The organism is Agrobacterium tumefaciens (genome assembly GCA_025559845.1).
Classification (GTDB): Bacteria; Pseudomonadota; Alphaproteobacteria; order Rhizobiales; family Rhizobiaceae; genus Agrobacterium.
In genome coordinates this window covers 1,467,713-1,494,229 of record CP048469.1, presented here as the reverse complement: position 1 = coordinate 1,494,229, position 26,517 = coordinate 1,467,713, and the positions used below count along the sequence as shown (strand labels likewise).

Below are 26,517 nucleotides of genomic sequence, written 5' to 3'. Positions count from 1 at the left end.
AGGGACAAGCATGAGAAAGCTGGGCCTTATCGGCGGTATCGGGCCGGAATCGACGCTGCTCTATTATCGCAGGCTGGTCTATGCGGCGCATGCGCGGGTTGGAGAGCATTTCTTTCCAAACATGACGATTGAAAGCCTGAATGTCTTTGATGTCTTCCGGTTTTGTCAGGCGCGGGATTATGACGGGCTGACGACCTATCTGATGGCGGGCATCGACAGGCTGATCGCGGCCGGGGCGGAAATCGTTGCGCTCACAGGCAACACACCGCACATCGTTTTCGATGCGCTACAGGCACGGTCGAGAGTACCGCTCATCAGCATCGTCGAGGCGACCCGCGAGGAGGCTGCCAGGAGAAAGCTTCGTCGTCTTGGCCTGTTCGGGACACGGTTCACGATGGAAGCCGATTTCTTCAAGGCGCCGTTTCGCGAAAGCGGCATTGAGGTGATCGCACCGTCCGTGCCGGAAATCGACTACATAGCGGCAAAGATCGCGGACGAACTCGAACGGGGAATTGTCCGTCACGAGACGCGTGAAGGTTTTCTCGCCATCGTTCGGCGCATGCAGCGCGATCACGCTATCGACACGCTGGTGTTGGGCTGCACGGAACTGCCATTGTTGTTCAGCGATGCCGACTTACCGGTAACGACGCTGGACACCATGGAAATTCATGTGGAAGCGCTGCTCGCGGCGGCGCTTGAAACATCAGCTGGCGGTAACGGAACGGCTCGCTGATCAATCGGCCCCTGTCGTCGCTGACACCATCCAGCTTTTGATCGCCTCCAGAGCTGCCGATTTTCTGTGGCGGGGCCAGACGAGGTAGAAATCGGAGGGGCCGCGCAGCGTGTGCTGGCCGATCTGTACGAGCCGCTGTTCAGCCAGATCGCTGGCAATGAAGTTGCGGGTGGCGAGTACGATGCCCTGGCCGGCAATGGCCGCGTCGATGGCGTGTGAGGTCTGGTTGAAGCTGATGCGGCGAAAGGCCGGCGCTTCCTGTGGTGCATCCGGCACGCCGAATTGCTGTTCGATATATTCCGGCCAGAAATTGTGGGCGTCCAGCAGAAGCGGAAAACCCGCCAGTTCTGCCATGGTTTTCGGCGGTTCTCGGTCCCTCAGCAGCATGGGACTGCAGGCGGCGACAATTTCCTGTTCGAACAGCAATTGCCAGGACAAGCCCGGTCCGAACGGCGCTCGACCATAACGCACGGCAAGGTCGACGCCATCCGCCTGAAAATGCGAGATGCGATCGGTCGCAACGATATGGATATCGAGATCGGGGTGGCGGGCGGTCAAATCCGGCAATCTCGGAATAAGCCATTTGGATGCGAAGGTCGGCGTGGTGCTGATGGCGAGCCGCACGGGCTGCGGCCGCAGGTCGCCGGTTGCGCGGGCAATGATTTCGAAGGCACGCCTGACATCGGCAATATAGGCGCGGCCTTCGCCTGTCAGCGCCAGCGTTCTGGGCAGGCGCTCGAAGAGCTGCAGACCCAGTTCGGCCTCCAGTCCGCGCACCTGTTGTGCCACCGCACCCTGTGTCACGCCAAGCTCTTCCGCCGCCAGGCGAAAGTTCAGGTGGCGTGCGGCTGCCTCAAAGGCTTTCAGCCCATTGAGGGAGGGAATTTTTCCGAGTGTGTCGCTCATACGATAGATTTTCTACAGTCAAAATTCAGGAGAACTGATTGGCTGACCGGGCATGTAAGATGATAATCATGGTTTCAGGCATAATCAATGTGCGCGTCGATGTGAAAAGGATGAGGATATGGCAGTAGAAAAAGTAGCAATTGTCACCGCGGGCGGAAGCGGCATGGGGGCAGCGGCAGCCAGGCGCCTGGCGGCCGATGGCTTCAAGGTTGCGATCCTGTCTTCCTCCGGCAAGGGCGAGGCGCTGGCCGCAGACCTCGGCGGCATCGGCATTACCGGTTCGAACCAGTCCAATGATGATCTGAAGCGTCTGGTCGATGCTGCGGTGGACAAATGGGGACGTATCGACGCGCTGGTCAACAGCGCCGGTCACGGTCCGCGCGCCGCTATTACCGAGATCACCGATGAGCAATGGCACACCGGTCTGGACGTCTATCTGATGAACGTCATTCGCCCGGTCAGGCTGGTCACGCCGATCATGCAGGCGCAGAAATCCGGCGCCATCGTCAACATTTCGACTGCCTGGGCGTTTGAACCGGCTGCAATGTTCCCGACCTCTGCGGTGTTCCGCTCCGGTCTCGCGTCCTACACCAAGATCTATGCCGACACCTACGCGGCCGACAATATCCGCATCAACAACGTGCTGCCCGGCTGGATCGACAGCCTGCCGGCCACCGAAGAGCGCCGCGACATGGTGCCGATGAAGCGTTACGGCACCAGCGACGAAATCGCCGCTACCATCTCATTCCTCGTGTCGGATGGCGCCGGCTACATCACCGGCCAGAACCTCAAGGTCGATGGCGGTCTGACCCGTTCGGTCTGACATCAGGCAAAAGCGGCTCCTGTTCCGTGGCGGGCAGGGGCTGCGCCATATCCCTTCCTACGCTTGACATGGTCATCGCCAATTATTTATAACCATCTGGCTGGAAATAAATTGGATGAGATGATGGGCAGGAAGCGGGTTATCGATCAGCAGGCGGTTCTTGATGCGGCGGAAAGGGTTGTCGGTCGGGACGGGGCGGCGAATCTGACGGTTGATGCTGTCGCCAGGGAGGCGGGTATCAACAAGGCGAGCGTGCTTTACGACCACAAGTCCAAGCAGGCCCTGGTCGAAGCCGTGGTGGACCGCGCGTTTGAACGCGACAATGACCATCATGCCGGGATTGAAGCGCAGATCGCTGCAGTCGAGGACAAGGCCATCCGTGGGCGTATTCTTGCCGCTGCTGCCCCGCCGCCGGAGGAGTTCAGGGCGGTTGCGCTGAACCTCAGTGCCGCGCTTGCGCTGGATGCCGGGCTGCGTACCAAGATGCAGGATAATCAGGCCCGCACCATTTCCCGCATTGAGGCCACATCACCATCGCCGCGTGGTGCGCTTCTTGCCTATCTGGCGCTGGAGGGGCTGAAATTCCTCGAACATCTCGATTTCCACCATTTCCCGCGTGAAGAGCGCGACAGGCTTCTTCGCGAGATCAACTGGCTTGTAACAGCGCAACCGGGTGAGAGCGATCTTCCCGAAATCGCCACGAGCTGACCCTCCCAGGACACAGGTGAATGACATGATTGACAGCATTGCCGCACAGGACGCGGCCACGGATAAACTCGTTCCGTTTCAACGGATCTTTGTAACGGGCGCTAGCGGCTATGTCGGCCGTAACCTGATCCGCCATTTTGTTGCGCGCGGTGTGGAAATCTCCGCGCTGGTGCGCAGTGAAGGCGCGGCAGAACTGGTTCGATCGCTGGGAGCGAAACCGGTCATCGGCGAACTTTTCGATCCCGCTTTGTCTGCCGGCATGGCGGGCTGCGATGCGCTGATCCACGCCGCCGCCGATACCGACCATGGGCCTGCCAGCGAAAAACAGCGACGTGTGAATGAGGACGGCACGCGTGCGGTTCTCGATGCGGCCCGTGCCGCCGGCATTCGCAAGGTTATTCATCTCAGCACGGAATCCGTGCTCGCCACCGGCAAGCCGCTCGTCAATGTGGATGAGACGATGCCATTGCCGCAAAGACCGGCAGGCGGTTACTCCCGTACGAAGGCGGCGGCAGAGCGCCTCGCTCTCGCTGCTGACGGGCCGGACTTTTCTGTCGTGGTGCTGCGCCCGCGTTTTGTCTGGGGCAGGGACGATACGACTGCCCTTCCAGCGCTGACGCAGGCGGTAAAATCCGGCAAGTTCGCCTGGATCAGCGGCGGAACCTATCTGACCTCGACCACCCACATCGCCAATCTTTGCACCGCCGTGGAACTGGCGCTTGGCCGTGGTCGCGGTGGCCAGGTCTATTTCATTTCGGACGGCGCGCCCGTGCCGTTCCGCAGCATCGTTTCAGCGCTGGTGGAAACACAGGGGCTTGCGGTTCCTGAAAAGGTGGTGCCGCGTGCCGTCGTTCGCACCGTGGCGACCATTGGCGATATTCTGGCGGGCATATCTGGCGGCAGGATTGTTCCGCCGCTGACAAGGCAGGCTTATGCAACCTCGGCTGTGGAGGTCTCGTTCGATATCGGCAAGGCGCGGCGGGAACTTGGATACGAGCCGGTGATCTCACGGGAAGAAGGGCTGGCGGAACTCAGCGCCGCTCAACACTGATAGTCTTCAAGGCGCGGCGCGTCATCGGGCTTGCCGGCCTTGATCCAGTCCACCTTGCCACGCAGAAACGACAGGGCCGCATCCAGCGCGGCCTTGCGCTCTTCCAGCCTGGCTATCTGCGATTGCAGCACCTCGATCGTGCGTTCTGACGAATTTTCGCCGGCGCGATATTCCTCGTTCAGCGCCAGGATTTCACCGAGAGAATAACCCAGCGTCTGCTGCAGGCGGATCATGCGTGCCGCCGTCACGTCTTCCGCGCGGAACATCTGGTAAGGATTGGAGCCGCCCTTGGCGCTGCGCTCCGGTTTCAACAGTCCCTTGGCGATGTAGAAACGGATCGTATCGACCGGCAGATCGGTGGCTCTGGAAAATTCCGAAATCAGCATCATAAACCCTTGACTATAGACTATACTCCATACTTATAAGAGGTGCTTGTCAGAAAGTGGAGACCCAAAAATGACAAGCGAAAATACCCCCATGCCTCAGCTTCAGCTTGGTCCAAATGGCCCGATGATCGGCGTTCAGGGACTGGGCTGCATGGGCATGAGCGAATTTTATGGCGCTACCGATGTGGCCCAGTCGCGTGCAACGCTGGAACGGGCGCTGGACCTCGGCGTAACCATGTTCGACACGGCAGACATGTATGGTGTCGGCACCAATGAGGAGTTTCTGGCGCCTTTCGTTACGGCCAACCGCGACAAAGTCATCATCGCCACCAAGTTCGGTTACACGCGCACGCCCGATAACCCTGATGACTGGAGCATCGATAACCGCCCTGAATTCATCAGGGCGGCGGTGGATCGCTCCCTGAAGCGACTGGGTGTGGAGGTGATCGACCTCTATTACATGCACCGGCGCATCGAGACCGTGCCACTGGAAGAGTCGATCGGCGCGATGGCCGATCTGGTCAAGGCGGGCAAGGTGAAGTGGCTTGGTCTGTCGGCCGTCAGCGCCGCTGAGCTGCGCGTCGCCCATGCCATTCATCCCATCGCCGCCCTGCAATCGGAATGGTCGATCTTCACCCGCGATATCGAGCGGGAAATCGTGCCGGCGGCGGCAGAGCTTGGGGTGACCATCGTGCCTTATTCCCCCTTGGGGCGCGGCCTGCTGACGGGGCAGGGGTTTTCCGCGTCACTAAGTGGTGATGATGCGCGCCAGAACTTCCCGCGTTTCTCGGCTGAAAACCTGGAAGCCAATATGAAGCTGGTCGCCGGTATCGAAGACATCGCTTCTTCCAAGGGCGTCACGCCTGCGCAACTGGCGCTCGCCTGGCTCTATGCCCAGTCCGACAGATTGAAAGCGAAAACCGTTCCCATTCCCGGCACACGCAAGCCCGAACGGCTGGTGGAAAACGTCGCCGCCGCCACCATTCACCTGACCGATAAAGAAATGGATCGGCTGGAACCATTGGCGGCTGCGGTGCAGGGTGTCGCGGTCTGATGCCTCGGATGCGCGGTCTCATGGCCGCGCTTCCATCTGATCACCGCCAAGGGATCGACGCCGCAGCGCGTACCGGGTAGCCTGTCTCGTATCTGAAGGCAGTTGACGGGGAGAGGCGGCATGGCGGATATGGCGGGTGAGGGTGCGACGCTTCTGCTTGTCGGGGCTTCGGGGATGGTCGGAGGTCATGTTCTCAGGCTGGCTTTGGCAGATCCGGCTGTTGCCCGCGTTGTCGCGCCCACGCGCCGCCCTTTGCCGCCGCACCCGAAACTCATTTCGCCGCAGGTGGATTTCGATCAGTTGCCCGAGACGGCCGACTGGTGGCGGGCAAATGCGGTCATCTGCACGCTGGGAACGACCATCAGGACGGCGGGTTCGCAGGACGCGTTCCGGCGGGTGGATCATGACTATCCGCTGGCGGTGGCGCGTCTTGCCCATGCCTACGGCACGCAGACCTATGTTCTCAATTCGGCTATCGGCGCGGACCGCCGTTCATCGATTTTCTACAACCGGGTGAAAGGCGAGGTGGAAGATGGCCTCAAGACAATCGGCTTTCGATCGCTCACTCTGGTTCGGCCGGGTCTGATCGGCGGGCAACGTGACGAGTTCCGGTTCGGTGAGCGTGCCATGACGGTGGTGTTGAAAGCTCTCGGCCCGCTGTTGCCGAAAAAGTGGCGCATCAATCCGGCCGACAAGATTGCGCGTGCCATACTCGATGCCGCGCTGCGCCCGGCGGGCGGCGTTCACATCGTACCGGCAAGCCAGTTGGCGTAAGATAATCGCGGGAGGCGGCATGGTTGGACCTGACGGCGATTTTGCCGATGTGGTGGCGTGGCGGCGGGATCTTCACGCCCATCCCGAATTGCAGTTCGACGTTCACAGAACGGCTGCGTTTGTCGCTGAAAAACTCGCTGAATTTGGCTGTGACGAGGTGGTGACAGGCATCGGCAAGACGGGTGTGGTCGGCGTTATTCATGGTCAGGAAAAGAGCAGCGGAAAGGTCATCGGCTTGCGGGCCGATATGGATGCCTTGCCAATTCAGGAGGAAACCGGCGCCGCATGGGCCTCGACCGTTGACGGTGTGATGCATGCCTGCGGGCATGATGGCCACACAGCCATGTTGCTGGGGGCGGCGCGCGAGCTTACCCGTAGCCGCGCCTTCAACGGTAGGGCAGTGGTGATCTTCCAGCCGGCGGAAGAAGGCGGTGGCGGCGGCAAGGCGATGGTCGACGATGGGCTGATGGACCGTTTCGGCATCAGCGAAGTTTACGCCATGCACACCGAACCCGGCCTGCCGATTGGCCAGTTTTCGACCGCCAGCGGGCCGCTTGCTGCATCTGCGGATGGTTTCAGGATCAGGATCGACGGCAAAGGCGCGCATGGCGCATCGCCGCATGTCAGTGTCGATCCGCTTGTCGTTGGCGCAAACATTCTGCTTGCGTTGCAGACCATCGTGTCCCGCAACGTCCATCCGCGCCAATGCGCCGTTGTGACCGTTGGCTGGATGGGTGGCGGCAAGGCGGGAAATGTCATTCCGCAATCGGCCGAGATGGGCGGCACGACGCGCACCTTTGACCCGGCGATCCGCGATCTCATCGAAAGACGGGTGAAGGAGATTGCCGAACATGTCGCGGTCGCTTACGGCGCTGGCGCAACCGTTACTTACAGACGCATGTATCCGCCCACCGTGAATCATCCGCTGGAAACGGCTTTTGCGGTAAAAGCAGCGCAGTCACTGGTGGGTGATAATGCGGTCAATGGCTTCATGGAACCGCTGATGGGCTCGGAAGACTTTGCCTTCATGCTGGAAGCGCGTCCCGGAAACATCATGCTGATCGGTAACGGAGACGGCCCTTCGGTTCACGATGCGGGTTTCGATTTCAACGACGCCGCCATTCCCTATGGCATTGCCTATTTTCGGGCTTTGGTCGAGCGCGGGATGCCGCTCGATTAGAGGCCGGGGCCAAGGGGGTGCAGGGATGTCTGGACGACAGGGGCCTGTAATGGACAAAGACAGGGTGACGTTCTCGACGAGAATTTTGCGCAAGGAAGAGTTTCTGCCGCGCTACATCGTGGTGAAACCCGAGCATGTGGCCGGTCGCACCGGTGCCTTTACAGCGGATGTCCTGCTCAATGAAACAGGCCCGTTCACCCGCAACATCAGGCCCTGGGGGAAGGGCTCGGACGTCTTCTTCTTCAACCTGACCGCACCGCAATGTACCAAGGCCGGGCTGGAGACCAACGATGAATGCCGGGTGACGATCATTCCGAAGCGGTGATCTCGGTTATCGCGATTATCGCGGAAAGTGCCTATTCCCAAGGGGCACCGGCCGCCCACTCCTTGCGGATCGCTCGCAGCCCTGATCGATGCCGGCACGATCAAGCCGGTTATCGATCGCGTCTTTCCCTTCGATGCGGTCTCCGAAGCCTTTGCCTATCTCGAAGCCGGCCGGGCCAAGGGCAAGGTGGTGGTCCAGCTTGTCGAGCCGTGAAGCACCGGTTATCTTCCGGATCAGGTGTCCCTGAACATGTTTTCGGAGGCGAAATCGATGAAGGCGCGCAGGCGCGGGGTCATGAACCGCGTTGCCGGCCACAGGATCGAAAAGTGGCCGGGTGCTGCGAGATATTCATTCAGCACACTTTCCAGCAAGCCGTCGCGAATGGCGTCCTTTGCCAGAAACTCCGGCATGTAACCAAGGCCGAGGCCATCGATTGCAGCGGCGCGTATCGCTTCCATGTTACCGCAGGTCAACGCAACACGCATGCCGGCCAGCGCATTGTCGCCATTTTCAAGCCGCCAGTCCTGGAACCTGCCGGATGAGGGGAAACGAAAGCGCAAAGCGTCATGGTGCAGCAACTGGCCGGGCTGCTGCGGTCTGCCCATGCGGGCAAAATAGTCAGGCGCGCCGCAGACGACGAAACGAAACGGTCCGAGGCGTCGCATCATCAGACTGGAATCGTCGAGTGCGCCGCTGCGAATGGCGGCATCGAAACCGCCTTCGATCAGGTCGACGCGCCGGTCGTTGAAATCGAATTCCAGATCGATGTCAGGATAAAGCCGACGAAACTCCGGCAGGATAGGCAGGAGGAAACGATAGCCGATGGTCGGCAGCGTCACGCGCAGGCTGCCGCTTGGGGCGGCCTTGTTATCCTTGACGGCATCGTGGGTGTCGCGCAGGTCGGTGAGAATGGCGCTGTAGCGCTCAAACAGCATCGTGCCTTCGTCTGTCAACGTGACCTGCCGCGTCGTGCGGTTGAAGAGCCGTACGCCAAGCGAGGATTCCAGCCGTGCCACGCTTTTGCCGATGGCCGAGGGCGACAGGCCAAGGCTCTGCCCCGCCTTGGCAAAGTTCAGCCTTTCGGCAACGCGAACGAAGGCTTCTATCTCGCTGAGTTTATCCATGCTTCGCAAATTATAGAATTCTGGTCTGCAATGAAAGGACGAAGAGGCTGATTATCGAATTCCTGTCATCGGGTGCACATGGGCTTTGCGCGTTGATCGCGTCCGCATGTCCAAGCCTGGAGTTCTCATGACCGTCACACCTCAAACCCCATCGGCCAGCCGCAATTCGGTTCTGGCGGCCGTTTGCCTTGCCGCGTTGACCCTGCCTTTAAGCTTTTCGGCGGGCGCCGTGGCAACGCCCGCCATCGGCCAGGATCTCGGTGGATCACCGGCGGCGCTCACCTGGATCACCAATGCCTTCATGCTGACTTTCGGCAGCCTTTTGATGGCGGCCGGAGCTTTGGCCGACCGTTATGGCAGACGGCGGGTGTTTCTGATCGGCCTTGCCCTGTTCGTCGGTTTCTCATTGGCGCTTGGGCTGGCAGGTTCGGTCTGGCTGATCGATCTGCTGCGCGCCTGTCAGGGCGTGGGCGCCGCTGCGGCACTGGCCGGTGGAACGGCAGCACTTGCGCAGGAATTTGATGGTCATGCCAGAACGCGTGCTTTCGGCCTGCTCGGCACCACCTTCGGCGTCGGTCTTGCCTTCGGACCGTTATTGACGGGTTTGCTGATTGAAAGCATCGGCTGGCGGGCGATCTTTCTGGCAAGCGGTATCATCGGTCTCGTCGCCCTGATCCTCGGTCCGCCGCGCATGCGCGAAACGCGTGATCCCGACGCCGCGAAACTCGACTGGCTGGGAGCGGCAAGCTTCACCGTAATGCTGACGCTCTTCACCGTGGCGATGATTGAAATGTCGGCCCTCGGCACCACAGGCCTGATCGCGCTCGCTGCGGGATTTTTCTTGTCGCTTGCCGTCTTCATTGTAACGGAGATGCGCGTGGAAAGGCCGATGCTCGATCTCTCGCTTTTCCGGTATCCGCGTTTTGTCGGTGTACAATTGCTGCCGGTCGCCACCTGCGCCTGCTTTGTCGTTCTTCTCGTCATCATCCCGCTGCGGCTGATCGGCATCGCGCAGCTTGGCGCCATCGAGGCCGGTTTCATCATGCTGGGTCTGTCTGCACCGATGCTGGTGGTGCCCATTCTGGCAACCGTGCTGGCGCGGCATGTCGCGCCGGGCCTGATCTCCGGCATCGGGTTGATGGTCGCCGCGCTCGGTCTCGTCTGGCTCTCGGGTTTCACGGCTCAGGATGGCAGCCTCATCGTGCTGCCGATGCTGGTGATCGGTATCGGCGCGGGTTTGCCCTGGGGGCTGATGGACGGCCTTTCGATCAGCGTCGTGCCAGCGGAGCGGGCGGGCATGGCGACCGGCATCTTCAGCACGGTGCGTGTGGCTGGCGAGGGGATCGCGCTTGCCATCGTCAGCGCCGCCCTGTCGGCATTGATCGCCGCGTCGCTCGGCCAGTTCACACACCTATCGGGCAGCGTGCTTGGCAATACCGGGCAGCGTCTTGCCGTCGGCGATCTGGCCTCGGCTGCAGCGCTGTCACCTGATATCGATGTCCATCTTCTGCAGCAGGCTTATCAGGCGGCCTTTTCCACCCTTTGCTGGTGGCTGGCGGCAGCGACGGCGCTTTGCGCCATCACCATCATCGTGCTTCTTCCCAAGGCCGCTGTGGTCGCCGATCTCGAACCGGAGGATATCGACGCTGACGTCGTGGCGGATTGAGCCATTGCATGCTGGGGGCCGGGGAGACTTTACCCTGCCGGAACGGAGGCGAGAAATTGCCGGATGGTCTCAGCCAGCGCGTCCGGCGCCTCCAGCGGGATCATGTGTCCGGTCTGGTCTATCACCTTGAAGCTTGATCCGCTGATACCGTGGTAAAGCTCCTCGGTCTCGGCGCGGCTGCGAAGCCTGTCGTTTTCGCCAGCCACGACGAGACATGGACAGTGAATGTTAACAAGCGTTTCCTGTTCGTCGACGCGGTCGAGCAGGGATTGCTGGCGAAATACCTCGGCTCCCAGCCTTTGGCCCATCGCCTGGATGCGCTCGATGAGATCGCTGCGGCCGGCGTTGTCGGGGTGGAGTGATGAGGCAACGGCAGGCGCGCTCAATCCCTTGAAGGCGAGATTGGTCTTTTGCGTTGCGACGGAGGCCTTGCGCTGGCGCTGCACCTCCGTATCGCCCCTGGCCGATGTGGCGATCAGAACAAGGGCGCTTACACGCTCCGGCGCCTGCCGCACGATTTCGCGTGCCACATATCCGCCCATGGAAAAACCGACGAGAATGAAGCGCTCCGGCGCGTCGGCAAGGGTGCGTCGCGCCATCGCCTCGATCGAGCCGTCCTTTGACAGATCGGCATGCACGAAAGGACCGAATTCGCTGATGGCAGGCAGGACATCGCGCCAGAGATCGGCATCGAGCATGAAGCCGGGAACGAGAAGCATCGACATGAAATTTCGCCTTGAACATCGAATCTGCAATCTGCGCCACGTTAGCGCCGAGCCGATCCGATGACCATGTGCCATTGCGCTCGATTGACGAATCGAGAGCTGCCCGCCATCCTTTCTTCAGGCGTGGCCTGCGCCCAACCTCCTTGACCTTCCCCGGCATGGTCTTGAACGGAGGCAAAGGGACTTTTGTCTCAGGCCACCTGTCCATGGTCCGGTCGTTTCGGGCGGGTTGCTGGGGGACTGCGTCTGAGACGTGAAAGGCCCGACAATGACACAGAACGGAAATCTCAAACGCCGTGTGCGCGCCCGCGCCGCCAAAACCGGCGAATCCTACACCGCCGCTCTTCGCCACATCCGTCAGCCGTCGCCAACACCCGAGGCGCCTTCGTTGCGGCTTGCCGTAGCGCAGACGTCGCTGTTCAATTATCCCGGCGATCCCGCGCAGTTGCGGGAGAGCGGGGCGGAAATTCGCGCTCTGATGCGGGATGCACATCAGGCTGGCGCACGTCTCATCCATTTCCCGGAGGGGGCGACGTCTTCGCCCAACAAGCGGTTGATGTCGGCCAACGGCCCGAGGGAAATCGGTCCATCCGACTGGTCGCGCTGCGACTGGGTGACGCTGCGGGACGAGTTGCGGGCCATCAGCGCGTTTGCAAAGGACTTGCGCCTGTGGACGGTGCTCGGCTCCGTGCATGCGCTGACACCGCCGCATCGTCCGCACAACAGCCTCTACGTCATCTCCGATCGCGGTGAACTGGTGACCCGTTACGACGAGCGCATGCTGTCGAACACGAAGATCTCGTTTATGTATTCGCCCGGAAAAGGCCCGGTGACATTCGCTGTCGATGGCATCCGCTTTGGCTGCGCAATCGGCATGGAAACCCATTACGCTGAAGTCTTTGCCGAATATGAGCGTCTTGAGGTCGATTGCGTGCTGTTTTCGACCACCGGTGAAAGCCCATCGGCTGCCCCGGCCTTTGCGGCAGAGGTGCTGGGCCATGCCGCCAGCAATGCCTATTGGGTAAGCTATGCGGCCCATGCGCCGCAAAGTGTCACCGTTCCAGCCGGCATTGCATCGCCGGGTGGCCGCTGGGCAAGCCGCGCCCCGGCAGACGGCAAGGCATCGATCACCGTTACCGATATCCTCGTCGACAGGGACAATCCGGCACGGCCATGGCGCCGCAAGGCCCGCGCCGATCTCTACGCCGCACACCATGTGGAGAGCGATCCGCGAAGCGACAGCCGTGATACGTTCTGACATCTGAAACTCTGGCCAGCGGGCGTTCTGTCCGCTGGCTTCAGGGATGGGTGTTGCCACTGTGGGCAAGCGCCAGCGCCGCGCCGACACAACGTTGCTGGAAACCTTGATCGACGGGCATTCGGCTAATGAAGGTTCTGAACCATGCGGGTGCCACCAGTGCCTCCATAATGGCGGTATGATCCGGATTTTCCGGCAGTTCGCCGCGAAGCACGGCTTTATCGAGCATTACATAGGAACCGGAAAACCGTCCCTGCCAGAATTCGGCGAGCACGTGACCCACCACCTCGTCACCTTCCAGTGATGCGGCGAAAAACGCCTGTGCCAGTTTCTTCGTCCCTGGGTTAGCCAGCATGGCCACGATGCTGGCCAGATAGGCCTGAAGGTCGCTCCCGACTGATCCCGTGTCCGGTATGGGAACCAGATCGTTGGAAATGTCGTGCAGCATGTCACTGACAAGTTGCGGGCGGGTCGGCCAGCGACGGTAGATCGTCGCGTTGTCCACCGAGGCAATTGCGGCAACGGCGCGGTGGGTAAGGCCGCTATAGCCTTCCTCCTGCAGCAGACGCCGTACGGCATCCATCACCGCTTCGCGCACGCGTTCGCTGCGACCGCCACGCCGTTCCTGAACCCTGTCGAACGGCCCAATGTCCGACCCACTTGACCGCATCGCCTGTCACTCCTATTTCTTAATGCAGCAAATGCTGCGTTAAGGTAGATACCATGAAAATTCATTGCATTCAAACAGGCGATGTCCAGATCAAGAGCCGTCATCAGCTCGCCCGCTTTGCGGCCCGGCCGGCACGCGCCCTGGATGTCGTTGTCGATGGGAGTTGGTCGCCAAGATTGCCGATCGGTTGCTGGCTGATTGAGCATCCCGAAGGTCTTATCGTCGTCGATACCGGTGAAACGTCGCATGCGAATGATCCGGGTTATCAACCGTGGTGGCATCCCTTCATGCAGTTTTGCGAGCGCCGTTGGGTGCGACCGGAAGAAGAGGTTGGACCGCGGCTCCGCGCCATGGGTTTTGACCCGAAGGACGTGCGCTGGGTGGTGATGACCCACATGCATGGCGACCATGCTGGCGGCATAGGTCATTTTCCCAACAGCACTATATTGCTCAGCAAACCGGAGGCGCATGCGGCGCTGTCACGCACTGGCCCGCTCACCGGTTATCTCAACAAGCATTATCCTCAATGGCTGAAACCCACGGAGGTCGAGTTTACCGATGGTCCTTTTGAAAGTTTCGGCAGCAGTAAAACGCTGACGCGGGACGGCAAGGTTCATATCGTTCCGACCCCCGGACATACGCAAGGTCACATCTCTGTGGTCGTGGATACGGGCGATCAATGCGTGTTGATCGCAGGCGACGCGTCCTACAGCGAGAATGACATGATCGCCGGTCATGTCGACGGCGTCGCCTTCGATTCGGCCATCCACCACGATACCACGCGGCGAATGCGCGAACTTTGCCAGCGCAGGCGGACAATCACCCAATTTGCCCATGACCCGCAGAGTGCAGCCCGTCTCGCAGCCCTGCAGATCACCGAAATCCCGGTCTGATGTCGTTCCCCGCGGCGTAAACAGAGCTGTTGCAATTTCGTGTTTGCTGCAACCATGTGTGGATTCTTGCCTGGCGATTGCATAACGATAATGGCGGCGTCAATTGGGGCGCTGTTTTAGAAAATTACCGTGCGCCATGTGCCCACGGAGATATTCATTTTTGCCTGGGTTGCTCTCTGTTTCACAGTGGCGGCGCCGGGTGTATTGGGGGATTTCATGACGGACGTGGTTGAGGGTATTTCGCCGGCTCAATGGAAAAGACAGAGATGGCAGGTCATCAGAAATATGGCGCTGCTGGCTCTCGGCTTACAGTTGGTGAAAGTCGTAATCGTTGGCCGTTTTCCCGTTTCGGGTTGGGGCGCCTTTGTCGGCGAGCAATTGGGCGCTGCGCTTGCCTATTTCCTTTTTGGCCTGTTGGGCTTTTTCGTCTCCCGTCTTGTTCAGAGGGGACGTAACCCGTCGGCAGGGCTTTACACCGGCTCGATCATGATTGTCATCTTTGGCATTCTTGCATTCATTGCCGAGATGAAACACTAGGATCAGGCGTTCCTGTTTTTCGCACCTGCATCCACAAGGTCACGAACGCTCGCCGGTGATCGGCGCACGGCTGGCGATCATGGGGATCAGCCGGTCGTTGAGCATCTTCTGCATGTCGGTCTCCGTCAGGGTCTTGCCGTTGTTCAGCCGTTTGAATTCGGTCACGTCTTCGGCGAGGCCGATCTGCAATTGCGCCAGGCGTCTGGCCTCCTCGGCGGTCATGTTGGAGGGGTATCTGATGAAGCCGAGTTCCGTCATCAATTCGCGTGAACGGGTGAAGGTGCGGTTCAGATCGAAGCTTTCGGATTTCACCCTTTTCCGGTCGGTCTGAGCCACCTGTCGCCATGCGGTGACCTTTTCCCAGTCCTGATCGGACAGCCGGCTGCGGTGCTGGAAAAGATCCGCTTTTGCAAAGCCTTGCGGGTCGTTGGCATACTGGTTCTGCAGCTCGGAGAGCGTGCTTTCGTCAGTGTTCGGCTCACCGGACTGGCGCACGGTCCTGTGGTAGTCTCTGAGGGCGCGCATGCCCGATGGACCGATGGTTGACTGGGTCTTGACGGGCATGGTCATCGGGTCGAACGCGGGGTCGGACTTCACCTGCGCCTGCGCCCACTGCTGGGCATCGTCCCGTGCGGCATCGATCGCGCGCTTCTGCGCAGTGAAATGGGCGTCCAGCACGTTCCTCGTCGCGGCGCGTTCATCGGGATCGGTAATTGCAGCCAGTTTCCGTTCGATCTCGCTCAGACCCCGCGGGCTGTAATTGGCCAGTTTCATGGTGTCGGGATCGACAGTTCCGGCTGTGCGGATGCCAAGCAGTCGGGCCGGGTCCTCAGCCGTGACCTCAATTCTTCCGGCCCGCGCGTGATTGCTGCCAAGCACCAGAATCCTGCCATTGGCATCATGGCCCTGAAACAGACCGACATCGGCCATGTCGTTGTCGCGGTTGAAAACGACGATATCGCCGGGGCGAGGCGCATCGGTGGCCGTGCCGAAATGGAGATAGGAGCGGGGCTCCCGATTGTGCCCTGGCGTGACACCCTGGCGGTCAAGCACATCGTTGAGAACGTCTCTGGACCAAAGGCCGACCGAGGGGTCGACAGTCGTTCCGGCGGCGTTTTTCAGAAAACCGGTCACCGCCGTTTCCGTGTCGCCGTTCATCATGCCCGAGGGGCCGCGCGGCAGCGCTGGAAGTCGACCGAAGGGGGCATTTTGCGGGCCTGTTATGGCCGACGCGGCAAAGGTTCGGTAATCCTGCGGCAACAGGGCTGCGCGGGCACGGGTGGGGCCGGGTCCAGGCCCGGCGTCCGGGCTGGCACTCCCGGCCACAAGGTCTCGTCGCGGTCCGGCCGGGCGCCCGTCATCATAGGTCGGGATGGAGAGGCTGCCGGTAATCTCGCTCAGATTGCGGTTTGCTCTGGCCTGAAGAACGGGGCCTGCGAGCGCCGTTTCCAGCTCCTTGCGGTCGGCGTCTGAAAGCTGTCCGCGCCGTTCTGCCATGTAGTCGTCGGCAGCCAGCGCGTCCCTGCCGGCAATATCGACGACGATGTCTTTCGTCACGCCCGAAACATAGTGCTGTTTGCGCTCTGCCAGCACATCGGCGCTCCAGCCGTGCATATAGCCCTGTTCATCCAGCTCAGTCAGGCCGCCTTCTATGGCGGCGTCAACCTTTGCCGGATCGTTGTAGGTCGCCAGTGCATCGCTGGCATAACCGGCGATACGGCGGTTGGAGGTCTCCGTGAACCAGGCCTTGCGCTGCTCGGCAACGTGGCTGATTGCGCTGTCCAGCAGGCCGGTCATCGCCTCGCGGGAGCTGTGGTCGTAAAGTTTTGCGGCGCCCGGCGTCAGCCCTCTGGCAAATTCCATGCGCTTTTGCCCGGCCTGCCGTTCGAAAGCGGCACGCGCGTCGAGCGCAGTTTTGCCCGAGAGTTTCAGGAAGCCGTTTTCGCCGTAAAGCGCGTTGCGTTGCCAGTCTGCGTAACGTGTGCCTGCATCCTTGGCGCTGTTGGCGTCATCCAGTTCCAGCACGCGCACCATGGCGTCACTAGCGGTTTCGAGCCCTCTGGCCAGCACCTGCATGCCGCGGCCAACACCGGCGCCAAAGGCTTCCGCGTCGGCGCGCACGCTCAACCCCTCGGTATATTCGGGGCGCAGGGCGACATGCTGCTGGGTATCCTGATAACGTGGAACGGTCGGCATGTTGAACCTCTTCAGATATAACCCAGTTTATTGGCCTGCGCGTAGGCGTTGCTACCGCCGCCGAGAATGGTGCCGATGGAACTCAGATAACCGCTCTTTGTCGCGGCGTCGGCGCGCATGCGGTCCAGTGTGGCGCTGGCGCGCTGGTTGGTGGCCTGCACCTTGTAACCATAGGCTTCACGGTAGGCGTTGGTCTTGATGTTCAGCGCATCCATCTCTCCCATACGGGCCGTGTCGACGATGGTGTCGAGTGGCGATCCAAAGGAAAGGTCGAGCCCGTTCGCGGCCATGGCGGCACGCTGGCGGCCCTGCAGATCGGCGGTCTGCATGCGCTTTTGCTGCTCTTCCTGCTTGCCGCGCTCGATGGCGTCTTTCGCCTGCCGGTCGGCAATCTGCGCATTCATGGTCGCGACCTCGGCGTTATAGCGGTTGGCCGCCGCAGTTGCTTTTGCTTCCTGCACCTGTCCCGCCGCGCCCAGCAGGGTTGAACCCAGCGTCAACGCAATTCCCAAATCACACATCGGTCGCCCTCATTTCGAAAAGCCGGAAGGAATGCCCGTTGATATCCACGGGGTCGAACAGCCGAAAACCCAGCCATTCGAGCCAGCGAACGGAAACCGTGTTGCGGGCATCCACAAAGTTTCTGAGCACGGAATAACGCTGCAACAGTTGCTGCGGCCAATGGCTGGATATGCGAAGAAACACCCGAAAATTCTGCTCCACCGCGTCGGTGCCCAAAAGCCAGGGGGCGCCAACGCCGGTGAGGACGTTGATGTCGCCAACGCCCCACATCAGTTCCGGGCGGCCATTGAAGATGGCCGTCCAGCAGCAGGATGACTTGCGATAGGAATAGGAAAGTGCCGCAAGCGGTGTGCGACCGGACGCGGCGAACACCTCTTGGCGGTCCGCAGCCCGCATGCGCGATGCAATGGCGCGGATGTGGCTGGGGCAGGCCGGTACGATGTTGAGATCAGCGGCCAAGGGTGACATCCGGCATGATGGCGAGGATGGTCATGGGCAGCGGATCGAACTGCTTTACCCACATGCTGCCGCTTTCCGTCCAGTCCCAGTTGGGGGTGATCCTGAGGTCGCCGGTGTAGAGCCTGATAGCCTCGTTCCAGGCCTCGTCGCGGCGCTGCTTGTATTCCACCAGCGTGTCGTCATCGCGCCCGCCATCATTGGGGCCAACGAAGATGCCGCGCGTGCTTTCCACTCTCAGCGTCACTTCGCTGATGGATTTTGCCCGGCCCTGAACGGTGCCCAGCCCCTGAATCTGGCCGAGATCGAGGTCCAGCGTCTGGATGGTCGCCGTCATCGGCAGACCGATATGGATCTTGGCGGCGGTGTTCTGCAGCGTCACAGCGCCGCCCGCGACCTTCAGATTGCGCACCACATTGCCATCGGCCAACGCCACCACATCCTGCCCCTCCAGATGATTGAGGCCGGTGATGGTGGAGGCGGGCGGGCCGTTATAGGTCAGGCCGCTATCGACGAAAAATGCATCCGCAACGGTGGCGAAGGAGCGGCTGTGCAGGCGCTCGATATAGCGTTTCGTCTCGCCGTTGATCGTGCGGCGTACGATGAAATAGGCGACGTCTTCGCCGTTTTCCTCGATCACCGTCACGTCTTCGAAATGCGCGTCGCCATCAGGGCCGCTTTCATGGCGGGTCCAGCCCCAGACATCCTGTTCCTTCATGTAGGTCAGCGACACCAGCGCGCCGTTATCGAGTACGACCCAGACGATGGAGTCAGGCGCCTGCGAATAATCCCAGGCGGCAATTTCGCGGTCCTTGAAGAGATGCCGTGCAAGAACCGTCAGGTCTTTGCCGACATAGCTGTCCTGCGTGTAATCATAGGAGAAATCGCGGATCACGCCGCCAAGCCGCTGGGCAAACAGCACCGTGTTGCCAACCACAATCGGCTGCACCTTCGCCGCGCCGCGATAACCCTGGTTGTCGAGTTTCAGGGCAGAGGGTGAAATGGCGTCGGAGGTCGAACCGCCGGTGACGATCCATTCCGACCCGGAGGTCAGAAGCAGAAGACCCCGCACGGAAATCATCGAACGGATTTCATTCACCTGCCGGGCGCGGATACGGAACGTCACCGCGTCACTTGCCTTGGCAGGCGAGGAAACACCAAAATTCTCGTAATTGGCAGACTGGCTCAACCACACCGCCTGCGGGTCGTCCTCGGTCGAGGCGAAGGCCAGCCGCTGTTCGATGAAGGTTACGCAGCGCGGATAGCTGCCAGCGGCGTTAAAGGGGTTGCGGCCGGTTTGCGGTGTGTCGGCAAGGTCGGGCGTGATGTTCTCGTCATCGAAGGACAGGCCCGTCGTGCCGCCTATATAGCCGTAAATCCCGTTGTCTTCGCGGTAGACGATGTAGCGCACGGCGCCTGCCACGCCGTTCCACGTCACGCGGTTGATGCCGCCTTGAATGGCAAGGTCGTTCACCACGCCGCCACTGTTGGATGGCAGGCTTTCTTCGCCGCTCTCCGCCACGGCTGAAACAACGTAGTTATAGACGGTTGCCACATAACCGGCCTTGCCGGCCGTATCGCCCGGCTTGTTGACGGAGGTCAGAACCGGGGAGGCGATCTTCGGCTGAAAACTGACATTGCTCAGCGTCCAGTTGTCATCGGCAAGCCGCCCGAGTTTCCTGACCGGATGGGCCACATGGCAAAGATAGAGAACGTCCGCTTCCTGCACGAACACCAGATCGGCCACCTGTGCGGCCGTATAGGTCGTGGCAATTTCATAGGCGGCTTCGCCTTTCACGATCAGCCCGCCGTCGCGGAAAATCCTGATGTAGTTGTGGCCGAATTCCAGCACATAGGTCTGCTCGGTGTTGAACTGGAATTTTATCAGCCGGGCACGGCTGGCGCTGTCCTTGATTTCATGCACGAACTCCAGCCCGGCCCGGTTCGAGACCCCGCCATGCGGGTGAATGAACACGTTGAGCGCGGTGCGCATGCCACTGCCATATTTGGCGAGATCGATGCGGGCGCCAAGGGCAGGGGAAAGCTCGCCTGCGGTAAAGGAGGGCTGGTAGGCGCGAAATTCAGCCATGGTCACGCACCGCGATGAAATCGGTCACGATGTCGGAGGTGTGCCGCGTCTCGCTGGCATCGGCCTGTTCGGCGCTCGCCTGCGCGCTGGTTGCCACCTTCAACGCATCGGCACGAATTTTCGGGTCGCGCGTCAAGGGCATAGCAAGACGAACGGCCAGATGCCAGGACAGCGCCTCGATGAACAGCGGTGAATATTTGGTGGGGTCGGTCAGCCGTGCCGTGTAGCGAAGCACGCAGGGGGAGAGATTGCCATAAAGCGTCTGCCCCTCGATTTCATAAGGATGCTTCAGCTCCTGTCCCACCGTGTCACGGTCCTGACTGTACTCCTTCAGCGCGTCGCCATCCCCGGCATAAACCGGCCTGATCCAGCGCACCTGCAGGCAATCGGAGGGCAGGGTGTAGGCGTAACGCCAGGCACCCGGCTTGTCATTGTCGACCTCCGCCAGAAACTGCGTCCTCCTCGCCGCCGTCCAGGGATAGGACTGCAGCAGGACATCGCGCGTGTGAGCATAGAACTGATTGCAAGCACGCGCCTCGGCGCTCTTTTCCGTCAGATCGGTGATGTTGGACTTGCCGACATTGGAAAGGGCAAGATTGCAGATAGAAACGACCGAAGCCATGAACCAACCTTTCGTGTTGGCTCCTGGATAGGGCGGAAATGGTTGTCAGGCTGGCATGGGTAAAGCGATATCCCGCCCACGTGGCGGTGGTGCCTGCCGTCAGCGCTCGCGCAGGGTCACGCCGTAGGTTTCGAGTGCGCTCGCCATGCGCTCGTCTTCCGTGCGCTCGGGAAAGAGCGTGTAGCTCGGGGCCCAGATTCTCGAGATGCGGTCGATCTTGATGGCGATGATGTGGCGGATGGGGAAGTCGGTTCCTGCCATCTGCAGAAGTCTTTCGCCGAAGACCGGAAAGTCCTGTTCGTCGGGTTCGATAATCCGGGCGGTGCCGACGATCTTGAAGCCGCGTTGGCGAAAGACGTCGATGAAGCTGACGCAGGCTCTGGGCTGGGCGCGCAGGTTGCGGACGGTGTTGGCGGAGGCGATATCGGCCACGACGATATGGTCGTCGCCGTGCGACGCGAAGATCTCCTTCGGGCTCACATTCGGCGTTCCCTCGGCATCGACGCTCGCCAGCCAGCACAGTACGGAATTTTCGATATCGGTCCTGATGGCGTCGTTGATCCTGGCGTTCATGCGTGTCTCGCTTTGTTCGTCCTTGCCCTGTTATCGGACGTTCAAACCCAGTTCGGCAAGCAGCATTCCGGCCTGTTCGCGCGAGATCGTCGCGCCCTTGAACTTTTTCGCGTCGATCAGGCGCAGACCGCCGAGATCGGCGCCGCGCAGATCGGCGTCTTCGAAGCGGGCATCCACCACATTGGCTTCGCGCAGGCTGCATCGATCGAACACCGCTGCCCTGAAATCGCATCTGGCAAGATCGGCCATGCTGAAATCCACGCCCTCGATGCGCGCCTTGCGGAACGAAAGACCGGGCAGGCGGGCGGCGGAGAGCAGCGTGTCCTTGAAGCTGATGCCCATGGCACGCAGGCGTGTCAGGTTGGCGCCGGTCAGCTTGCAGCCGGTAAAGGCGGTGTCGTTGACGCGGGCCTCCACGAAAGACGCGTTGTTGAAATCGCAGCCCTGAAACGTGACTTCGGGCAGGTCCGCACCGGAGAAATCGGCAAAGGGACCACGGCAGGCGGTGAATTTTGCGCCTTCAAGGTTGGCGCCGCGCAGATCGGTGCGGCCGAAGCGGCACTTTTCGAAGATCCAGCCTTCGAATTCAAGACCGGCAAGATCGGCTTCCTCGAAATCGCAATCGACCAGATGCACGGGCAGGGATGGCTGTCCCAGTTCGGTGACATCAGCGCGTGAAAGTCTGCGTCCTTCGATTGTCCGGGCGGTTTTGTCGGCCATGTCTGCACTCCTGCCAGTCTTGATCTTCGTCATCTATGCCGACCGGCCCCGCGCTGATTGCTCAGAAACGGGCCGGTCATTCACGGGGTATCAAACAGTCGCGGAGGGATCAAACGGAGCTCAGCTCTTTTTGACGCGCCGCCTGATGCGTCTCTTCCTCCATCAGATCCGCCTCGTCATCGTCCACCGGCCGCCTGGTCCTGAACAGTTTCAGCACGAAGACGAAGAAGGCCGGAACGAAGAACACCGCAAGGACGGTGGCCGAGATCATGCCGCCCAGAACCGCCGTACCGATGGCGTTCTGGCTGGCGGCGCTGGCGCCGGAGGCGATGACCAGCGGCACCACGCCCAGCGTGAAGGCAAGCGAGGTCATGATGATCGGGCGGAAGCGAAGCTTTGCCGCATCGATCGCCGATTCCAGCAGCGGTTTGCCTTCGGCATAATAGTCCTTGGCAAATTCGATGATCAGGATCGCGTTCTTGGCAGAGAGACCGATGATGGCGATCAGGCCCACCTTGAAGTAGATGTCGTTGGGCATGCCCGCGACCATGACCGCCAGCACGGAGCCGATGATGCCGAGCGGCACCACGAGCATGACCGAGAGCGGGATGGACCAGCTTTCGTAGAGACCGGCCAGAAGCAGGAACACGAACAGAAGGCTGATGCCGAACAGGAACGGCGCCTGCGAACCGGACTTGATCTCTTCCAGAGACTGCCCCGTCCATTCAAAGCCGATGCCTTCGGGCATTTCGCCCGCCAGACGTTCCATTTCCGCCATGGCCACACCGGAGGAATTGCCGGCCGCCGGTTCGCCGGAAATACGCACGGTCGGATAACCGTTGTAACCGACGATCTGCGGCGAGCCCTTCTGCCATTGTGCAATGGCAAAGGAAGACAGCGGAACCATGCCGCCGCTGGCATTGCGCACGTTCAGCTTCAGCAGGTCTTCCACCTGCAGGCGGTTACGGTCCTGCGCCTGCACGATCACGCGCTGCATGCGGCCCGAATTCGGGAAGTCGTTGATGTAGGACGAACCGAGATTGGCGGTGATGGTGTTGTTGATATCGGCAAAGGTCACACCAAAGGTGTTGGCCTTTTCACGGTCGATTACCAGCAGCACCTGCGCGGCATCCGGCAGGCCTTCCACACGCATGCCTGCAAGAACCGGGCTCTGGCTGGCCTTGGCCATCAGGTCGGCGGCAGCCGCCGTCAGCGCAGCCTGGCCAACGCCGTTGCGGTCCTGCAGACGGAAGGCGAAACCGCCGGTGGCGCCGAAGCCTTCGATGGCCGGTGGCGACAGCGCGAAGCTGGTTGCATCCTTCAGGCCAAACAGGGCCATGTTGACACGGTCGGCAATGTCCTGCGCGGAGTTACCTTCGCCACGTTCGCTCCAGTCCTTCAGCGTCACGAACATCAGGGCGGCATTGGCGCCGCTACCGGAGAAGCTGAAGCCCTGAATGGCAACGATATCCTTCACCGCCGGCTCGGAGCGGAAGATCGCCTCGATCTGTTCCACCGATGCCAGCGTGCGGTTGGCGCTCGCCTCCGGCGGGCCCTGGATATCGACCAGCAGATTGCCCTGGTCTTCGGCCGGAACGAAGGACGACGGCAGGTTGATGAAGAGGTAGCCGAGACCGACGACGAGGGCGAGGTAGATCACCATCATCCGGCCGGCACGTTTCGCCATGCCGTTGGTCACGCTGACATAGCGGTTGGTCAGCCGGTCAAAATTGCGGTTGAACCAGCCGGCCGGGCCTTTCTTCTCATGGTGGCCCTTCTTGATGGGTTTCAGGAAGGTTGCGCAGAGCGCCGGTGTCAGAGACAGCGCCAGGAAGGCGGAGAAGGTAATCGAAACCACCATCGTCAGCGAGAACTGGCGATAGATGATGCCGGTTGAGCCGGGGAAGAACGCCATGGGAATGAACACGCAGGAAAGAACCAGCGTGATGCCCAGAATGGCGCCGGTGATCTGCTTCATGGCCTTGCGGGTGGCAGCCTTCGGCGAAAGGCCTTCCTCGGCCATGATGCGCTCGACGTTTTCGACCACGACGATGGCGTCATCGACGAGAATGCCGATCGCCAGCACCATGGCGAACATGGTCAGCACGTTGATGGAGAAGCCTGTGGCAAACATCACCGCCACGGTGCCCAGCAGCGCCACCGGCACAACAAGGGTCGGAATGACCGTGTAGCGGAAGTTCTGCAGGAACACGAACATCACCACGAAGACCAGCACAACGGCTTCGATCAACGTGTGCAGCACCTTTTCGATGGAGGCCGAAACGAAGGGGCTGGTATCGTAAGGCGTGTCATAAACGACGCCCGTGGGGAAGAAGCCGGAGAGTTCGTCCAGCTTTGCCTTGACGGCGTTGGAGGTGGCAACGGCGTTACCCGTGGAGGAAAGCTGGATGCCGACTGCCGCACTCGGCTGGCCGTTCAGGCGGCTGGAGAAGTTGTAGTTTTCCGCACCGAGTTCGATGCGTGCCACGTCCTTCAGCAGCACGGTGCTGCCATCCGGGTTGGCGCGCAGAATGATCTCTCCGAATGCCTTGGGATCGGAAAGCTGGCCCTGCACCAGAACGGTGGCAGTCAGGTCCTGGGACACGGGGTTGGGGGCAGCACCGATCTGGCCGGCGGCAACCTGCGCGTTCTGCGCGGTGATGGCGGCATTGACGTCTGCTGCCGTCATGTTCAGGCCAACCAGCTTGTCCGGATCGATCCAGACGCGCATGGCGCGCTGGGCGGCAAAAAGCTGCGCACGGCCCACGCCGTCAATACGGCGCAGTTCACCCAGCACGTTGCGGTTCAGGTAATCGCCCAGCGCCACTTCGTCCATGCGGCCATCGGTGGAGGTCAGCGTCACCATCATCAGAAAGCCCGATGCGGCCTCTTCAACCGTCACGCCTTGCGAGGTCACGGCCGAGGGCAGGCGGGATTCCACGCGACGGATAGCGTTCTGCACGTCCACCGACGCCTGGTCGATATCCGTGCCCGCCTCGAAGGTGGCGTTGATGCTGACGGAGCCGGAGGTATCCGAGGTGGACTCGAAATACATCATGCCGGAGACGCCATTCAGCTCTTCTTCGATCAGGCGCGTCACACCCTGATAGATTTCCTGCGGCGAGGCGCCGGGGTAGGCGGTGGAAATGGTCAACTGCGGCGGCGCAACCTTGGGGTATTGCGCAATCGGCAGAAAGGGCAGGGCAATGATGCCCGCGATGGAAATGAACAGGGCGAAGACCCAGGCAAGGATCGGCCTGCTGATAAAGAACTGTGCCATAGTTTTTCCTTACTGGCCCGTCGTCGCGGCAGCGCCGTTACCGGCGGCCTGCTCGCTGGCTTTCTGCGGGGTGGGCGCCCAGGGTTCAGGCGCCACCTTGGCGTCCGGCTGCACCTTCTGCACACCGTCCACCACGAGTTTTTCGCCTTGCTTCAGGCCGCTTTCGACCACCCATTCCTGGCCAAGCGCCTGGCCGAGTTCGACCTCGCGCAGCTTTGCAATGTTGTCGGCATCCACCACATAGACCTGGGCTCGGCCATCCTGCGTGCGGGTTACGGCGCGTTGCGGCACGGTAATCGCATCCTGGCGCACCGCCTGTTCGATCTTCACGCGCACATACATGCCGGGCAGCAGGTCGCCGCCGGTGTTGGGAAACTCGGCGCGCAGCGTCACCTGACCGGTGGTGGAATCCACATTGGCGCTGGAAAACAGAAGCTTGCCCTTTTCGCGGTAGACATCACCATTGTCGAACACCAGTTCAACGCTGGCCTGACCGGGGGCAGGGCTCTGCAGCCTGCCTTCGTTCACGGCGCGGCGCAGCGCCAGCAGATCCTGCGCGGACTGGGTGAAGTCGGCATAGACAGGGTCGATCTGCTGGATCAGCGCAAGGCTCGATGTGCCGTCAGCCGTGACGAGCGCACCTTCGGTCACCAGCGCACCGCCGATGATGCCGGTGATCGGCGCGCGGACCTCGGTGTATTCAAGATTGATGCGGGCTTCTTCCAGCGCGGCCTGCTGCAGAGCCACATCTGCCTCCGCCTGCGCCAGATTGACGGAAGCCGTGTCATATTCGACGCCGGTTGCGACATTGCGTTCGCGCAGCGTCTTCTGGCGGTCAAGCTGCACCTTGGCGTTGTCGCGGGTCGCTTCCGCCCGGCGCAGGGCCGCTTCGGCGCTGGCCACACGCACGCGAAACAGTTTCGGGTCTATGCGGTAGAGCACGTCACCCTGCTGCACCAGAGCACCCTGCTCGAAAACGCGCTCCTGCAGGATGCCGGAAACGCGGGCGCGAACTTCGGAAACGCGGGTTGCCGCAACGCGGCCCGGCAATTCGCTGACCACGGGAATGGCATGCGCCTTGAGGTCTATCACGCCAACGGCGGCGGGCGGCATGGCGGGCATGCCTTCCTGGGCGCGTGCGCCGGTGGTTGCGCCCATGGCGGTCAGGGTCAGAAGCGAGGTGGCAATAAGGCACGCCTTCAGGCGCGGCAGTGTTCTGCTGCGTTGCATGGTGGTTCTCTCAATG

The 26,517-nt window shown here is 61.1% G+C and carries 27 protein-coding genes; 13 read left to right on the top strand and 14 right to left on the bottom strand.

What is annotated here, in order from left to right; all coding sequences use genetic code 11:
• The first annotated feature begins 10 nt into the window (after window positions 1-10).
• Entirely contained in the window at window positions 11-733 is a 723-nt protein-coding gene (locus FY156_07575) for an amino acid racemase (GenBank protein UXS01347.1), read from the top strand.
• Here FY156_07575 and FY156_07570 read toward each other — a convergent pair whose 3' ends face one another.
• Window positions 734-1,639, bottom strand: coding sequence for a LysR family transcriptional regulator (locus FY156_07570; GenBank protein ID UXS01346.1), 906 nt, complete (start codon window positions 1,637-1,639; stop codon window positions 734-736).
• Between the two features lie 118 nt (window positions 1,640-1,757).
• Between FY156_07570 and FY156_07565 the strand changes: the two genes are divergently transcribed.
• From FY156_07565 to FY156_07555, 3 genes are all read left to right on the top strand, one after another.
• Window positions 1,758-2,462 carry an SDR family oxidoreductase gene (locus FY156_07565; protein ID UXS01345.1) on the top strand — a complete coding sequence of 235 codons (705 nt, stop codon included), beginning with the start codon at window positions 1,758-1,760 and terminating at the stop codon, window positions 2,460-2,462.
• Window positions 2,463-2,585: 123 nt separating this feature from the next.
• A complete protein-coding gene (locus FY156_07560) occupies window positions 2,586-3,170 on the top strand; it encodes a TetR/AcrR family transcriptional regulator (protein ID UXS03071.1) in 585 nt (194 codons plus the stop codon).
• A 25-nt stretch (window positions 3,171-3,195) separates the two neighbouring features.
• On the top strand, window positions 3,196-4,221 hold the full coding sequence (locus tag FY156_07555) for an NAD-dependent epimerase/dehydratase family protein (GenBank protein UXS01344.1): 1,026 nt from the start codon (window positions 3,196-3,198) through the stop codon (window positions 4,219-4,221).
• Here the strand turns inward: FY156_07555 and FY156_07550 are convergent.
• Window positions 4,212-4,607: a MerR family transcriptional regulator gene (locus FY156_07550; GenBank protein ID UXS01343.1), complete on the bottom strand. Its 396-nt coding sequence runs from the start codon at window positions 4,605-4,607 to the stop codon at window positions 4,212-4,214. The two genes, FY156_07555 and FY156_07550, sit on opposite strands and share 10 nt — an antisense overlap.
• Window positions 4,608-4,677: 70 nt before the next feature.
• Between FY156_07550 and FY156_07545 the strand changes: the two genes are divergently transcribed.
• The 5 genes from FY156_07545 to FY156_07525 all read left to right on the top strand — a co-directional run bounded on the left by FY156_07545 (window position 4,678) and on the right by FY156_07525 (window position 8,153).
• On the top strand, window positions 4,678-5,661 hold the full coding sequence (locus tag FY156_07545; GenBank protein UXS01342.1) for an aldo/keto reductase: 984 nt from the start codon (window positions 4,678-4,680) through the stop codon (window positions 5,659-5,661).
• Window positions 5,662-5,790: 129 nt separating this feature from the next.
• On the top strand, window positions 5,791-6,435 hold the full coding sequence (locus FY156_07540; GenBank protein UXS03070.1) for an NAD-dependent dehydratase: 645 nt from the start codon (window positions 5,791-5,793) through the stop codon (window positions 6,433-6,435).
• 19 nt (window positions 6,436-6,454) lie between these two features.
• On the top strand, window positions 6,455-7,615 hold the full coding sequence (locus FY156_07535) for an amidohydrolase (protein ID UXS01341.1): 1,161 nt from the start codon (window positions 6,455-6,457) through the stop codon (window positions 7,613-7,615).
• 49 nt (window positions 7,616-7,664) lie between these two features.
• The gene (locus FY156_07530) at window positions 7,665-7,940 is read left to right on the top strand and encodes a hypothetical protein (GenBank protein ID UXS01340.1); all 276 of its coding nucleotides are present in this window, start codon (window positions 7,665-7,667) and stop codon (window positions 7,938-7,940) included.
• Window positions 7,941-7,967: 27 nt separating this feature from the next.
• A complete protein-coding gene (locus FY156_07525; protein ID UXS01339.1) occupies window positions 7,968-8,153 on the top strand; it encodes a zinc-binding dehydrogenase in 186 nt (61 codons plus the stop codon).
• Between the two features lie 20 nt (window positions 8,154-8,173).
• On the opposite strand, the gene FY156_07520 is transcribed toward FY156_07525, so the two are convergent.
• Window positions 8,174-9,064, bottom strand: coding sequence for a LysR family transcriptional regulator (locus FY156_07520; protein UXS01338.1), 891 nt, complete (start codon window positions 9,062-9,064; stop codon window positions 8,174-8,176).
• 172 nt (window positions 9,065-9,236) lie between these two features.
• On the opposite strand from FY156_07520, the gene FY156_07515 reads away from it, so the two are divergent.
• Window positions 9,237-10,730 (top strand): MFS transporter, encoded by a 1,494-nt coding sequence (locus FY156_07515; protein ID UXS03069.1) that lies wholly within the window; start codon window positions 9,237-9,239, stop codon window positions 10,728-10,730.
• A gap of 29 nt (window positions 10,731-10,759) precedes the next feature.
• Here FY156_07515 and FY156_07510 read toward each other — a convergent pair whose 3' ends face one another.
• Entirely contained in the window at window positions 10,760-11,455 is a 696-nt protein-coding gene (locus FY156_07510) for an alpha/beta hydrolase (protein ID UXS01337.1), read from the bottom strand.
• A 268-nt stretch (window positions 11,456-11,723) separates the two neighbouring features.
• Between FY156_07510 and FY156_07505 the strand changes: the two genes are divergently transcribed.
• Window positions 11,724-12,713 (top strand): carbon-nitrogen hydrolase family protein, encoded by a 990-nt coding sequence (locus FY156_07505; GenBank protein UXS01336.1) that lies wholly within the window; start codon window positions 11,724-11,726, stop codon window positions 12,711-12,713.
• Between the two features lie 40 nt (window positions 12,714-12,753).
• On the opposite strand, the gene FY156_07500 is transcribed toward FY156_07505, so the two are convergent.
• Window positions 12,754-13,383, bottom strand: coding sequence for a TetR/AcrR family transcriptional regulator (locus FY156_07500; protein UXS01335.1), 630 nt, complete (start codon window positions 13,381-13,383; stop codon window positions 12,754-12,756).
• Between the two features lie 53 nt (window positions 13,384-13,436).
• Between FY156_07500 and FY156_07495 the strand changes: the two genes are divergently transcribed.
• A complete protein-coding gene (locus FY156_07495) occupies window positions 13,437-14,276 on the top strand; it encodes an N-acyl homoserine lactonase family protein (protein ID UXS01334.1) in 840 nt (279 codons plus the stop codon).
• Between the two features lie 216 nt (window positions 14,277-14,492).
• Window positions 14,493-14,813 carry a hypothetical protein gene (locus FY156_07490; protein UXS01333.1) on the top strand — a complete coding sequence of 107 codons (321 nt, stop codon included), beginning with the start codon at window positions 14,493-14,495 and terminating at the stop codon, window positions 14,811-14,813.
• Between the two features lie 39 nt (window positions 14,814-14,852).
• On the opposite strand, the gene FY156_07485 is transcribed toward FY156_07490, so the two are convergent.
• From FY156_07485 to FY156_07445, 9 genes are all read right to left on the bottom strand, one after another.
• Window positions 14,853-17,009, bottom strand: a complete 2,157-nt coding sequence (locus FY156_07485; GenBank protein UXS01332.1) for a hypothetical protein — start codon at window positions 17,007-17,009, stop codon at window positions 14,853-14,855.
• 11 nt (window positions 17,010-17,020) lie between these two features.
• Window positions 17,021-17,530 (bottom strand): hypothetical protein, encoded by a 510-nt coding sequence (locus tag FY156_07480; GenBank protein UXS01331.1) that lies wholly within the window; start codon window positions 17,528-17,530, stop codon window positions 17,021-17,023.
• Entirely contained in the window at window positions 17,523-17,999 is a 477-nt protein-coding gene (locus FY156_07475) for a hypothetical protein (protein ID UXS01330.1), read from the bottom strand. The genes FY156_07480 and FY156_07475 overlap by 8 nt, the downstream gene beginning before the upstream one ends.
• Entirely contained in the window at window positions 17,980-20,076 is a 2,097-nt protein-coding gene (locus tag FY156_07470) for a hypothetical protein (GenBank protein ID UXS01329.1), read from the bottom strand. Before FY156_07470 ends, FY156_07475 begins: the two co-directional genes overlap by 20 nt.
• Complete coding sequence (locus FY156_07465; GenBank protein UXS01328.1) at window positions 20,069-20,698, bottom strand: hypothetical protein; 630 nt, start codon at window positions 20,696-20,698, stop codon at window positions 20,069-20,071. Before FY156_07465 ends, FY156_07470 begins: the two co-directional genes overlap by 8 nt.
• A 99-nt stretch (window positions 20,699-20,797) precedes the next feature.
• Entirely contained in the window at window positions 20,798-21,271 is a 474-nt protein-coding gene (locus FY156_07460; protein UXS01327.1) for a pyridoxamine 5'-phosphate oxidase family protein, read from the bottom strand.
• Between the two features lie 30 nt (window positions 21,272-21,301).
• Window positions 21,302-21,991, bottom strand: coding sequence for a pentapeptide repeat-containing protein (locus FY156_07455; GenBank protein UXS01326.1), 690 nt, complete (start codon window positions 21,989-21,991; stop codon window positions 21,302-21,304).
• A 109-nt stretch (window positions 21,992-22,100) separates the two neighbouring features.
• On the bottom strand, window positions 22,101-25,271 hold the full coding sequence (locus FY156_07450) for a multidrug efflux RND transporter permease subunit (GenBank protein ID UXS01325.1): 3,171 nt from the start codon (window positions 25,269-25,271) through the stop codon (window positions 22,101-22,103).
• Window positions 25,272-25,280: 9 nt separating this feature from the next.
• The gene (locus FY156_07445) at window positions 25,281-26,501 is read right to left on the bottom strand and encodes an efflux RND transporter periplasmic adaptor subunit (protein ID UXS01324.1); all 1,221 of its coding nucleotides are present in this window, start codon (window positions 26,499-26,501) and stop codon (window positions 25,281-25,283) included.
• Between the last annotated feature and the right edge of the window lie 16 nt (window positions 26,502-26,517).